We start from the raw sequence: 12,431 nt of genomic DNA, 5'->3' as shown, positions 1-12,431 counted from the left end.
ATCATACCGAAATGAAAGATATCGAGCAGCAAACCATTCAATACCGTTTTCCATCCGACTTCTGGTGGGGCTCATCGGCCTCGGCTACCCAGACAGAAGGAACCATGGAGGGAGACGGCAAAGGACCGAACATTTGGGATTATTGGTTTGAGCAGGAGCCGAACCGTTTTTATGACGGGGTTGGACCTGGCGAAACGTCCCGTTTCTATACCCGTTACAAAGAAGATATTGCACTCATGAAAGAGCTTGGTCACAACTCCTTCCGGTTCTCTATTTCCTGGTCGCGTCTGTTTCCAGCGGGAAGGGGTGCGATGAACCAGAAGGCGGTTGATTTCTATAATGCCGTCATTGCAGAGTTGCATCAGGCGGGGATTGAGCCATTTGTGAGTTTGTATCATTTTGATTTGCCGATGGCTTTACAGGAAAAAGGAGGATGGGTGAACCGGGAGACGGTCGAAGCTTACGTAGATTACGCTAACACTTGCTTTGGGCTATTCGGAGATCGTGTGGCCAAATGGTTTACGCATAATGAGCCGATTGTCCCAGTGGAAGGCGGCTATCTGTACGATTTCCATTATCCGAATGAAGTGGATTTCGGTAAAGCTGTACAGGTGGGATACCATACCCTGTTATCGAGCGCGAGTGCCATTAAGGCATACAAAGAGGGAGGCTACAAGGGCAAAATCGGAATTATTTTGAACCTGACGCCGACCTATCCGCGTAGTCAGCACCCGGCAGACGTGCAGGCTGCTGAAATATGCGATGCGTTCTTTAACCGTTCCTTTTTAGACCCATCTGTGACGGGAGAATTTAACCCTTTGCTCGTGGAACTGTTGCGCCAAGAGGGCTTTGTACCGCTGATGGAAGACGGGGACCGGGAGATTATACGTCAAGGCACGGTGGGCCTGCTGGGGATTAACTATTATCAGCCTCGCAGAGTCAAGGCCCGCGAAAGTCTGCCGAATCCAGATGCGCCTTTTGTGCCGGAACGATTCTTCGATTATTACGCTATGCCTGGCCGTAAGATGAATGAGATGCGGGGCTGGGAGATTTATGAGAAGGGCATTTACGACATTCTGACCAATGTCAGACTGAATTACGGCAACATTGAATGCTTCATTTCAGAAAATGGGATGGGTGTTCAAGGCGAGGAAAAATTCAGGGATGAGCACGGCATGATCCATGATGACTATCGCATTGATTTTATCCGTGAGCATCTCAAATGGGTTCAACGGGCCATCTTGGAGGGCTCCAATGTGAAAGGCTATCACTTATGGACGTTTATGGACAACTGGTCCTGGACGAATGCTTATAAGAATCGCTATGGTTTTGTGTCTGTCGATCTTCAGGACGGCGGCAAAAGATCCGTTAAACAGAGTGGGCACTGGTTCAAACAAGTGATCGAAAATAACGGATTCTAAGGTGGTGGGTGGTCCTCTGGACCGCCTTTTTTTTATCACCGTGCCAAGTTACTCTGTATACTGCTGGTGAGAAAGTATATTGTTCGGTATACTTACTTATACCGTAATACCTCGATGTCCCCGCCTGCAGAACCAAAAGAACCAGCGCTACCGATGTTTTTGGTAAAATGCTGACATAAAACAAATTTTAGTACAGGTGGTAGACAGATGAATAAATACGAACGGATTGCACAAGAGGTCAAGAAGCGTATTATAGATAAGACCTATAGCAGTGATGATCCGATTCCCGATGAAATTTCACTGGCCAGTGAGTTCCGGGTAAGTCGGATGACGATTAAGCGGGCATTGGATACGTTGGTGTCGGAAGGGCTGTTGAATCGTAAAAGAGGACACGGAACCTTTATCGTCAAATCGGTCTACAATGTCCCGGTTAATGTCGTTGTGAATGAAATGCTGGGGCTGACAAACGTACTGCGCGGGAAAGAAATCAAAAGTAAAATCATAGCGTTTGACGTTCAATTTCCATCTGAAGAGGTAGCGGCGCATCTATTTATTGATGCCAATTCTCCTGTGTATCATGTCGTCCGTCTGCGTATTGTAGAGGGCGAGCCCTATGTGATAGAGCGCACATACATGCCTACCAAGCTGATCAGCGGTATTACCGAGCAGGTGTTGCACGGCTCAGTGTACAAACATATTAAGGAGGAGCTGGGCCTTAATATTGTCAGTTCACATCGTACCATCCGCGCGTCCAAGTCGACTGAGCTAGATTGGGAGTATTTGGACTGTGGTGTGGATGATCCGGTTTTAGAAATTGAGCAGGTAGGTTATCTGGATACGGGTATACCGTTTGAATACTCATTCTCACGGCATCGGTATGATAAATTTGTGTTTACCACAGTAAATCGGATACGTTGAGCGAATGAGTACGAAACAGGTGGTAAAGCAAGCATGGCAGAAGAAGCCTATTTGATATGGGATTCTCCTGTCATGTTCTTTTTAATGAAGCAAGTTAATGGCCAAGCAATCTGACTTCATGCACTGTCGGGGTATACCAGTTGTTCGGATTATTGAATAGCACTGCATTTACAAGGTTGATTCGCACGTAGCGAGCTTGAAAATTGACTTTGTCACTGGTAAAACCATATGTGGTATTACCTGTGCGATCAATCGTGGAGTAGTTGACTCCATCCATGCTGTATTCAATTTTGTATTTGTAATACGCTTCAGATCCTTTGTACATAAACCATGAAATACCCACTTCGCGGATGGTCTTGGAACTGCCCAAATCGACCTGCCACCATGCAGGCCAGGATGCGGAAGTAGCCTTCCACGAGGTTTGGGCGTTGCCATCGTTCGCCAGTGAAGCTGGAGAACCGGATGCGGCTGAGCTAGCAGTCGCTGTTTTGCCCTGTGCATGATTCACAAGGGACGGTAGAATTACTGCGCCTGTCGCAGCATCCAGATCCCAGCTACTGTACCAGTTCAGGGTTGCTGTTTTGTTGGCGTCATTCAGAGTTAGTGGCAACCAGATGAATTTGTGGTCGCTCAGATTGAGCGGGTTCCAGCGGTCGCCCATATAGATGTAGCTGGTTCCCGCGCTACCCGTAATCGTGGCGATGGAGTGGATTTGCGATCCATAAGCCGCCGGATCACCGAAGGGCGATAGAGCAGACCAGCTTCCCGTCATGGAACTGGCGGTTGCGTAAGCGCCCTGATTCGGATACCAGCCGGATGCCTGCGAGGTGAACAGGTAGTAGGTGTTGTTCTTTTTCACAACAGCAGGAGCTTCGCGATAGCCATTTTCAAAAATCCAGCCAACAAACGACTGCACGCCCGTATAATCAGCTGTCAGCTTGAAGATCGCCATCGTATCGTTGGCGCCGCCATTTTTACGGGAAGCTGTAATAAGGTAGCCGCTACCGTCAGTATCCGTGAACACCGTCATATCACGAGATTCGTAATTCAGCGGGCGAAAGCTGCCTTGGTAGGCAAAATTTCCGTCGGGTGTATCGCTGGTAGCGACGGCTACACGACCTAGGGAGTAGTCCGTGCCATTTTCATAGTGCGCCCATAATACATATTTTCCGGTGGTTTTGTTGTAGATGACTTTGGGACGTTCGATTTTGCTCGAATTTAGCTCAGGGGCGGAACCTTTGGTGAGAATAGTGCTGCGGAAGGACCAATTTTTCAGATCGGTTGAGGTATACACGTTCACTTTTTCAAATTTCCAGTTTTCGGCGTGCTCGCCGTACCAATAATAAGTGGAACCTACTTTTAGGATATTACCGCTGTTCGCCTGAATGGGGTTACCTGCGGTGTCTTTCCAATCCGTTCCGTTCGTAATGGCCGTGCTTGCTGTTGCGCTCAGGGATAGTTCGGCATTGGCGACGTCCAAACCATTCAGCGCCTGGTTCACTTCGGTCCCGTAGGTTGCTTGCGTAACTCCTGTTGTATGGGCATGGGCTACGTCGGGTTGAAGACCCGCACTGGACACTGCGAACAGGATACAAATCCATGCGGCTAACCATTTGCTGCTGTGGATCCACTTCACGATATCATCTGCCTCCTTTAACACGAATAGGATGGGCCGTAACGGCTTGTCCGGCACCTCATCTTCGATTTTATCCCAATTGGAAGCGTTTACAAGTGGAATAAATTGAAGTCTTTAGAATGGTGAAACTGTTGTTAGGGGAAAGTACGTTCGTTATATCGGAATTGTTTTTAAATGTGCGTTTTGTCATTGACATGTTCTAATAATTCAAATTTAAAGTGACTAGAATCACATAAACGGTTACTTTAGTTGGGTATACTTGCTTTAAATTGAGGATTAACAAATGGGGCATATGTTGATACACCCTTTGTTGATCTTATTTTGGAGAGAAGAGGGATACAAAGATGCTAAGTGAGCAAACCATTGCAACGATCAAATCGACTGTACCTGTTTTGGAGGTACATGGAACTACAATCACCAAGCGTTTTTACCAGATGATGTTTGAGGCCCATCCCGAGCTTCTCAATATATTCAATCACGCGAATCAGAAGCAAGGACGTCAACAAGGGGCGCTGGCCAATGCTGTATACGCAGCTGCACAGCACATTGACCGTCTGGAGGAAATTATTCCGGTGGTACGTCAGATTGCACATAAGCATCGCAGTTTGGGAATTAAGCCCGAGCATTATCCAATTGTCGGAAAATATCTGCTCGCTGCGATCAAAGACGTACTGGGAGATGCGGCTACAGACGAGATCATTGCCGCATGGGCTGAGGCCTATGGTGTGATCGCTAATGTATTTATAGACATGGAAGCTGAAATGTACAAGGAGGCTGGACAGCAGCAGGGAGGCTGGTCAGACTTTAAGAGCTTTGTTGTGCAGAAAAAGGTTAAGGAAAGCGACCAAATTACGTCCTTTTATTTGGTGCCGCAGGATGGACAGGTGCTGCCTGAATTCGAGCCTGGGCAATATATCAGCTTAAAAATGGAAATTCCGGGCGAACATAATACCCATATTCGTCAATACAGCCTTTCGGATGCACCGGGCCAATCCCACTACCGGATATCTGTAAAGCGCGAGGATGCCGTAGAGTCACGTCCGGCAGGTAAAGTATCCGTATATCTGCATGAGCAGGTACAAGAGGGCGATGTGCTTCAGGTATCTGCACCGGCGGGTGATTTTACGCTGGATCGGGCAGATCGCAGACCTGTCGTGCTGATCAGCGGCGGGGTCGGGCTAACCCCAATGGTCAGTATGCTGGCTTCCTTGGTGAAATCTGCTCCGCATCGGCCTGTCACCTTTGTCCACGCAGCAGTCAACGGAGATAACCATGCTCTGCGCAATGAGGTGGAAAAGCTGGTCGCCACACATGCACAGGCTGCAGTTCGTTGGTGTTACAGCAGACCAACGGAGCAAGATCGGCTGGCACAGGCTTTTCACAAGGAAGGTCGTTTGGATCTGGCCTGGTTGCAATCCGTGATACCGGAACGTAACGCACAATATTACTTTTGCGGCCCTGAGGGATTCATGCAATCGGTATACGGCCTGTTGAAGGAGTGGAATATCCCTGCTTCGGATATCCACTATGAATTCTTTGGCCCTGCCAGCGCTTGGGAAGCAGAAGCACAATGACACAATGAAACATCAAAAAGACGAAGGATATTTGTCCTTCGTCTTTTTTGCGATGATACAATGGGAAATCCTGCTCATGGGGTACTACTTTTCAAAGTGCACTCCTGTTTTCATAACAAGGGAGTACGCAAAAATTCCATACCTCGCGGCATATATGGACGTAAAGCCTCCGGAATACGGATCGAACCGTCCTCTTGCTGGTGATGCTCCAGCAACGGAATCAAAATCCGGGGCGAAGCAACCGCTGTGTTGTTGAGCGTGTAACAATATCGCAGCTTGCCGTCCGCATTACGGTAGCGGATGTTGGAACGACGCGCCTGAAAATCAAGCAGTTGCGACGACGAATGTGTCTCGCCGTAAGCTTGACGGCTAGGCATCCATGTCTCAATGTCCACCTGCTTGTAGGTTTTTTGCGCCATGTCGCCTGTACAGACAGCCATCTTACGGTAGGGCAGTTCCAGCAGTTGAAGCAGGTCCTCCGCATTGCGCGTAATCTCCTGAAACATCTGCTCTGAAGCGTCCAGGCTGGCTTCACAGATGATGACCTGCTCGACCTTGGCAAACTGGTGCACACGATACAGTCCGTGCACATCTCTTCCGGCCGAGCCGACCTCATTGCGGAAGCATACGGACACGGCTGCCAGCCGAATCGGGTCCGTAACATCCACGATCTCACCGCTGTAATACGAGACCAGCGGCACTTCCGAAGTGCCTACAAGCCACTGATCCTCTCCTGTGATGCGGTACGTCTGATCCAGTCCGAGCGGGAAGAAACCAGTGCTGCGCATCGCCTCTGCACGTACCATCAGTGGAACGTCCAGCAACTGGAATCCGCGTTCAGTCAGCAGATCCACCGCAAGCTGCTGCACAGCCCGATGCAATGCAACCCCTGCTCCCGTCAGATAGTAGTTACGGGTACCGGCTGTTTTGACACCCCGAGGGACGTCGATAAGCTTGTGAAGCTCACCAAGCGCCATATGATCCTTTGGCTCAAATCCGAAGTTCGGAACCGTTCCAACCCTCTCCAGCTCTACATTATCCTCATCTGATCTCCCCCGTGGTGTATCTGGCGATACGATATTAGGCATCAGAAGCAAAAGCTGTTGAAACTGTTCCTCTACTTCCTGTTGCGGGGCTTCCAGAAGATCTAGCTGTCCGTTAATTTCTTTGACCTGATGCTTTGCTCCTTCGGCCTGCTCACTCTTACCAGCATGGATTAGCGCACCAATATCCTGACTACACTGATTTCGCTTCTGCCGAAGCTGTTCCACTTCCTGAAGCAGCTGTTTTCTCCGCTCATCCAGGGTCAACAGCTTCGCAACCGATACCTGTATTCCTTTGCCGTCTGCTGCCGTCTGAACCTGTTCTTGATGCTCTTTGATCCATTTGATATCCAACATGACACCGCACTCCTTTTCGGATAAAAATACAAAAAGCGCCCTCATCCATAAGGGACGAGGAGCGCTTTGATCTCGCGGTGCCACCCAAATTGACCGGACAGCATGACAGATGTCATGACTCTCCAATCCACTTTGCTCCGCTGTAACGGGCGGGTCCGGTTTACTTAGGTACATATCGCCATATCCTACGCTAACGTATGGTCCTTGGCGTAAACGCCTCCGAGTTGGATGCTCTTCATAGGCATAATATCGTTTGCTTTTTTGTTAGTATACGGATTTTCGGCAGGGTAATCAAGCTACAACAACTTTTTAAGCTGGGATATACGGCCTTGTGACACGCCAAGCCATTGTGCATATTCACCCTGCTTGGCATGGGGATGTTCATGCAGAAGTTCCCTTAGGCGTTGGATTAATTTTTTTGATGATTGGTGTACTCTCTTTCCTTTCTGCGCAGGTTTCTTAACCATTGGAGCAGGAGTGCGGCTAACGCCTATATTTTCTTTTAACTCTTGTATACAGGTTTTACATAAAAGTGAATCCCTAAAATAGGTCAGACCTTCGTCAGCATTACATAGGTTACAAGCGACTCCGGTATACTTTCGCATACTCAAAAAACCCGTTTCGATATCCATATAAAATTCTATAGGATCGCCAACATCGATCCCCATAGACATCCGCATTTCTTTAGGAATAACGATTCGTCCTAACGAATCTAAAGAGCGAGTCATACCTGTATTTTTCATATGATTTCCTCCTTCTTCATCTGACTTGGCAAAGCTCATTCCTCCAGTTGGGCACTTGTCTGATCGAACACTTGTTGTATAAGCTGGCTTATGCGAGCTTCTGAGATACCCAATATGCCAGCATATTGCTGTTGTGTAGCATGTGGATGGCTTTCATACAAATCTAAAAGAAGTTGGGACATGATCTCTTTGGGTTGAAAGACTTGTACACGCATAAATACGATCTTGAGCATATAGTGGCAATTTTTACATATCAGAAAGCCTTTAAAATCACTTAATTTTTCGGTAGAGAGACAAAAATGACAAGACTGACCGTAGTGTCTTTGTAGTAATAGCGTGCCCGTCTTTTCATCTGCAAAAAATTCAATAGAATGACCGTGAAAAATACCGCACGTATACAGGATTTCCTTGGGAATGACTAAGCGCCCTGTAGGGTCTAAGTTTTTTGTCATTTTTACATGAGGCATTTCCAAAAGACCTCCTATTACCAAGATGAAAAGCAATAAAATAGAAGTATTTATTGTTATTGCAAAAGGTGGTATTATCAGGATAGTCAAAACTTTTATTATATTATAAGTTTCCAAAATATATTTTTTTAAAAAATTTGTATCGTATTATAGTTCACGCTGAAAGGGTGGTTTATTCATGGAAATCACACCTACGATTAGAGCAGAATTAGAAAGATACCTAAAACAAGAAGGCTTGAGTATGACCGAGTTTGGACACATTGCTGGCATGAATCCGGGTACAGTAAGCGGCATTGTAACAGGCAATCGCTCCATTTCGGTGCACCAATTGGATCGCATTACGTTAGGAATGAATTTACCAACAGACCATTTCTATGAAAGATATGTGGAAGAATGCACTATAGATGCGCCGCTAAACTGGCGAAGAATTAGTCCATTCTTGTATCGGTGTGTGCAGTTTCAGCGTGTAGACTGTTTGAAAAAAGTAGTAAGTGTGCTGCTGGATAATCCGGGTTATCTTCCTCACCTTTTTGAGTTAGCCGAGAATTGCTTTGAACAAGGTTATCGGGAAGCGGCGGCTTATCTTTATGAAAACGTCGCCGAGGGCGAAAAACAGCAGCATTCGGAACGACTTGCACTCTGCCACTATCGCTTGTTCACTATTGCGATAGGAAAAGACCAGAATCTCAATTTCGACGCAGCGGCCAAATTTGAATCATTCGTCCATCGTTTGCATGAAGTCGATCAACTGGATGCGCTGAAAGATTTGGCGAATGTATACAGAGCATTGAGCCAGTGGGACAAGGTATATAAGTATGCAAAACAGATGGGACAGCTAGGTGGAATACACTATGACATGGTTCATAACTCTGAGCGCAAGGAAAAAGAACCACAAAAGAAGCTAAGCAGGCCGCTGTTTGTATACATAGCTTACGCCGAATTGATGTGTGCTCATGCCTGTGATGCGAAGGGAAATCATGAGCAGGCATTAGCACATCTTCGGGGCTATGCTGATCTAAGCTGGGTCAAGGAAAATGACCCGGATACGCTCCATTGGTTGGGTCAATTTCAGCGATGGGCGAAAATTAATACTTATGTGAACAAGCTGATGTCGGGAGATGTGAGTGTCCTGCCGGATTACGTAGAATATATAGCTGGTGAGAAACATATTTTTAACGAGCTCTTAAACGTCATTGAAGCAGCCAATCGCTATCATATTGATGTGGATCATATCCTCCAGCGTTTTGAATCTAAAATTTGGGCGTATCAGGAACCATCTTCTGTTGATCCATTTTTATTGCAACAGCGTGCACGGTTTTGGTACAAGATGGCTAAGTACAGTCTAAATAAAGGAAGATATTTATATGGTTTCAAATGTTTATTAGACGCTTTAGAAAAAGCTGGTACAATTAATCATGTACTACTTATTGCCAATTGTGCAGGTTTATTTGACTGCTTCAGGGCATACGCCGCTCCTGAAATATTGGCTCAGTTTCATACTACTTACCAGGAGGTGTGGAAAGAAAATGATCAGAAAGATGGCTTTGCTCTTGGTAGCAGCTAGCTTTGTACTGGTACTCGTACTACCAGTTCAAGCTAAAGATCCTACCCTTGGCACATTCAAACCGCAAGACCACGTTGGCACAGCTTGATCCGAGCACTAATTCATTACTATTGACCAGCCTAGACGCTGGTCTTTTTTTGTTATATTATGCTGACTTTTTGATTGCTAAAATAGCGATCCATATTTCCACATTCCAACCTAAAATGAGATTCATTAGGAGGGAATGCGCTATGAATCCAGATGAAACGTTAAACCAACAGTTGGAAGATGCCCGTCAACGATTGCATGAGCTTTATGAACTATATGGTTTCGGACATGCCTGTGTGCTGGAGCAGTCTATGTTTTTGGATGAACTGATTAATCAGTACAACCGTATGTTCCAGACCAGGAAGCAGACCCAACTGGTGTAACCTGACCACATCATACTTTCAGAGACATTGTATGCAAAACTATTCCTCCTCTCATCTAACTAATATAATCATTCTATATAATGGCTTTTTTAAGAGAAAAATACATTAACATGTCATAAAATGTAATAAATTTTGAGGTATAGGTAAGAATTGATGCATATATTAATTTCAAAAACCAACCAATGACCAGTAAAATCTATCCTTTGACCTAAAGGAAATGGAAATTCCATCTTGTTAAAAGCTTTGGAAGGTTAGCTATCTAGGAGAGGGGACTCATTTATAGGGGATTATTGAATTTTATGGTAGGAAAATAGAAGTTTTGTGATACAATCATTATTGTAAATATTTACTTTAATTAAAATTTATAATAATAATTCAATATTTTTGTATATATGGTTTCTCATGCAAATTTCTTCACTCTACTTTTTGCTCGATTACATAACATTACATACTCACATATTTATTAGCGTTGTTAGTCACTTTTTTTGTAAGTTTCTATGCAAAAAAAGTTTCTATAAAATAATATTATTGGAGGGATTACTTTGAAAAAGAAAAGTATTGCGTTGTTTGCTCTATCATTAGCTCTTATTTCTGTTCCGGTTGTATCTGTTGCAAATGCTGAGGTAACTAATTCTAATATTGCTGTTAGTGAGTCAGCTACTTCACAGCCCGAAGTAGTTAAAGCCTACATAACTACAGAGAATGGTTTGGAAGAAATCTCGTTAAATGAGTATCAAAAGCTCCTTTCTCAAGAACAGCCACAGACAGTCACAGCTCAAGTTTATGATAGCGGAAATAGGATTAGTCCAATGGCTGATACTGGTCTTGACTTTGTTTTTAAGCGTAAATTAATTCAATCCGCATATTATCCTCAACAATTACAAGTAGATCAGAAAACCGATATAACTGACTATATTAAAAATTCAAGTAAAACCACCACATTAACGCAAATGGTAGGTTGGTCAAAAAGTTTTTCGTGGAGTGCGAATATGACCATTTCCGTTAAATGGAATGACGCAGTAACTCAAGTTCTAGGAGGTGGCTGGTCGACTACTGAAACCCATCTTTATAATAGTTCTCTAACTGTTCAGCCTGGATATCAAGCGAAACTACAATTCACCCCTATTTATAAAGTAGTTAGAGGGGACCTGGTTGGTTATAATTATGTGGGCACGGTATTAGAGCGTCTCAAAAATGTTACCATTAAAACCCCTGTTAAACTTGCGGGTGGTAAAGTACAAGGTGTAGTCACAGTAGTAGAAAGAAGGCTCTAGTAATTAAGTTATAATGTAAAAGAAGAAGGCCTAGGCCTTCTTCTCAGAGTGTCGAGAAAGTCCAACGGACTTTCCGGCACTTTATTTTTTATTTGGGGAAACTCAACTTTTAAAACAAAAATCGATTTAAAACGATCTGAGGACCCATTTTTATTTGATCAAAGTGGCCATTTTAAACCTGATTAAAAAACAGGGGGTTTCTCGACAGCCTGAGAAGAAGGCCTAGGCCTTCTTCTTTTTTTTCAAATATCCATATTCACTTATAATTAAGTAAGCTACTCCAATAATCAAAGCCATTACGGCAAAAACTTTTAAAGAACCAAACGGAGCATAAAAAGGATTTAACTGCCCAGCTCCTGTAATTGCTGCACAAAGATAATAAGAAGAATACAACATAGCAGATATAAAACAAAATATTGTTCCTGTCGCAGCCCTATTCATTGTCATCACCCTTTATAATTTTATGTAATAAATCCAAAAAATATAAACATGATTATTATAATCCAAAAGGTTGCGCACATCAACTTTTGGAGATTATCAATATTCATCACTTCTTTTACCCCTCTCAGTCATCCTGACAGAATCAAAACGAAGGATGAATTATTTGTAAAGAAACTTCAGTCAAAATGAAGTGGTTTACAATGTTCCAGAGGCTACAGATAAAACCAAAGTAATTATTGCATATGACGTACTTATGTTAAGGAAGAATAACAATCGTTAAAATTTAAACTCATTACAAAAAATAAGAAAGCTAATTTTAAGTGACATGCAGAAAGCTCTAAAGTCTGTGACGACTTTCATGAAAAAGTATTAATTTTGTGTAAGGAAGAATCCTACGGGGTTCTTCCTTTTTTCATCGTGATCTTTCCAATAAAAATAAATACACAGCGTAATTAAATAAGTGGAAATAAGTAAAAGGCATCATTATAGCCTACAGAGTGGCTGACTCTCAAATCGTATAAAATCCAAAACATGGACATGCTTGCTATCAAAGCTATAGTGCCGCTTATTGAATACATGTATA

Annotated in this window: 11 protein-coding genes; 6 read left to right on the top strand and 5 right to left on the bottom strand. The window is 44.1% G+C overall.

All coding sequences use genetic code 11. The annotated features are described in order from the left end of the window. The first annotated feature begins 11 nt into the window (after positions 1-11). Together ACYCS5_RS13765 and ACYCS5_RS13760 are read left to right on the top strand one after the other, a co-directional pair. On the top strand, positions 12-1,421 hold the full coding sequence (locus ACYCS5_RS13765; RefSeq protein ID WP_049817047.1) for a glycoside hydrolase family 1 protein: 1,410 nt from the start codon (positions 12-14) through the stop codon (positions 1,419-1,421). A gap of 207 nt (positions 1,422-1,628) precedes the next feature. Then, positions 1,629-2,339 carry a GntR family transcriptional regulator gene (locus ACYCS5_RS13760; RefSeq protein ID WP_029518770.1) on the top strand — a complete coding sequence of 237 codons (711 nt, stop codon included), beginning with the start codon at positions 1,629-1,631 and terminating at the stop codon, positions 2,337-2,339. 94 nt (positions 2,340-2,433) lie between these two features. Here the strand turns inward: ACYCS5_RS13760 and ACYCS5_RS13755 are convergent, their stop codons facing one another. Then, positions 2,434-3,975, bottom strand: coding sequence for a family 43 glycosylhydrolase (locus tag ACYCS5_RS13755; RefSeq protein ID WP_340933665.1), 1,542 nt, complete (start codon positions 3,973-3,975; stop codon positions 2,434-2,436). Between the two features lie 344 nt (positions 3,976-4,319). On the opposite strand from ACYCS5_RS13755, the gene hmpA reads away from it, so the two are divergent. Continuing rightward, a complete protein-coding gene (gene hmpA / locus ACYCS5_RS13750; protein ID WP_069012254.1) occupies positions 4,320-5,549 on the top strand; it encodes an NO-inducible flavohemoprotein in 1,230 nt (409 codons plus the stop codon). 110 nt (positions 5,550-5,659) lie between these two features. Here the strand turns inward: hmpA and serS are convergent, their stop codons facing one another. From serS to ACYCS5_RS13735, 3 genes are all read right to left on the bottom strand, one after another. Beyond that, positions 5,660-6,949, bottom strand: a complete 1,290-nt coding sequence (gene serS / locus ACYCS5_RS13745) for a serine--tRNA ligase (protein WP_340886806.1) — start codon at positions 6,947-6,949, stop codon at positions 5,660-5,662. Positions 6,950-7,245: 296 nt separating this feature from the next. Next, entirely contained in the window at positions 7,246-7,692 is a 447-nt protein-coding gene (locus tag ACYCS5_RS13740; protein WP_459761220.1) for an AbrB/MazE/SpoVT family DNA-binding domain-containing protein, read from the bottom strand. Between the two features lie 35 nt (positions 7,693-7,727). After that, positions 7,728-8,159, bottom strand: coding sequence for an AbrB/MazE/SpoVT family DNA-binding domain-containing protein (locus ACYCS5_RS13735; RefSeq protein WP_185156343.1), 432 nt, complete (start codon positions 8,157-8,159; stop codon positions 7,728-7,730). Between the two features lie 178 nt (positions 8,160-8,337). Between ACYCS5_RS13735 and ACYCS5_RS13730 the strand changes: the two genes are divergently transcribed. From ACYCS5_RS13730 to ACYCS5_RS13720, 3 genes are all read left to right on the top strand, one after another. After that, positions 8,338-9,723 (top strand): helix-turn-helix domain-containing protein, encoded by a 1,386-nt coding sequence (locus ACYCS5_RS13730; protein WP_165145705.1) that lies wholly within the window; start codon positions 8,338-8,340, stop codon positions 9,721-9,723. 230 nt (positions 9,724-9,953) lie between these two features. Continuing rightward, positions 9,954-10,133: an aspartyl-phosphate phosphatase Spo0E family protein gene (locus tag ACYCS5_RS13725; RefSeq protein WP_165145708.1), complete on the top strand. Its 180-nt coding sequence runs from the start codon at positions 9,954-9,956 to the stop codon at positions 10,131-10,133. A gap of 542 nt (positions 10,134-10,675) precedes the next feature. Further along, entirely contained in the window at positions 10,676-11,407 is a 732-nt protein-coding gene (locus ACYCS5_RS13720) for a hypothetical protein (protein WP_165145711.1), read from the top strand. A gap of 222 nt (positions 11,408-11,629) precedes the next feature. On the opposite strand, the gene ACYCS5_RS13715 is transcribed toward ACYCS5_RS13720, so the two are convergent. After that, the gene (locus ACYCS5_RS13715) at positions 11,630-11,848 is read right to left on the bottom strand and encodes a hypothetical protein (protein WP_061829527.1); all 219 of its coding nucleotides are present in this window, start codon (positions 11,846-11,848) and stop codon (positions 11,630-11,632) included. Positions 11,849-12,431 lie beyond the last annotated feature (583 nt).

This window comes from Paenibacillus sp. SEL3 (genome assembly GCF_054602585.1).
This window is presented reverse-complemented; position numbering and strand designations above follow the sequence as displayed.

Excerpts from the sequence above, each read along its gene's own strand:
- ACYCS5_RS13715 (WP_061829527.1), bottom strand. The coding sequence starts at position 11,848 with ATGAATAGGGCTGCGACAGGAACAATATTTTGTTTTATATCTGCTATG.
- ACYCS5_RS13760 (WP_029518770.1), top strand. The coding sequence starts at position 1,629 with ATGAATAAATACGAACGGATTGCACAAGAGGTCAAGAAGCGTATTATA.
- ACYCS5_RS13735 (WP_185156343.1), bottom strand. The coding sequence starts at position 8,159 with ATGCCTCATGTAAAAATGACAAAAAACTTAGACCCTACAGGGCGCTTA.
- ACYCS5_RS13725 (WP_165145708.1), top strand. The coding sequence starts at position 9,954 with ATGAATCCAGATGAAACGTTAAACCAACAGTTGGAAGATGCCCGTCAA.
- serS (WP_340886806.1), bottom strand. The coding sequence starts at position 6,949 with ATGTTGGATATCAAATGGATCAAAGAGCATCAAGAACAGGTTCAGACG.
- ACYCS5_RS13765 (WP_049817047.1), top strand. The coding sequence starts at position 12 with ATGAAAGATATCGAGCAGCAAACCATTCAATACCGTTTTCCATCCGAC.
- hmpA (WP_069012254.1), top strand. The coding sequence starts at position 4,320 with ATGCTAAGTGAGCAAACCATTGCAACGATCAAATCGACTGTACCTGTT.
- ACYCS5_RS13740 (WP_459761220.1), bottom strand. The coding sequence starts at position 7,692 with ATGAAAAATACAGGTATGACTCGCTCTTTAGATTCGTTAGGACGAATC.
- ACYCS5_RS13730 (WP_165145705.1), top strand. The coding sequence starts at position 8,338 with ATGGAAATCACACCTACGATTAGAGCAGAATTAGAAAGATACCTAAAA.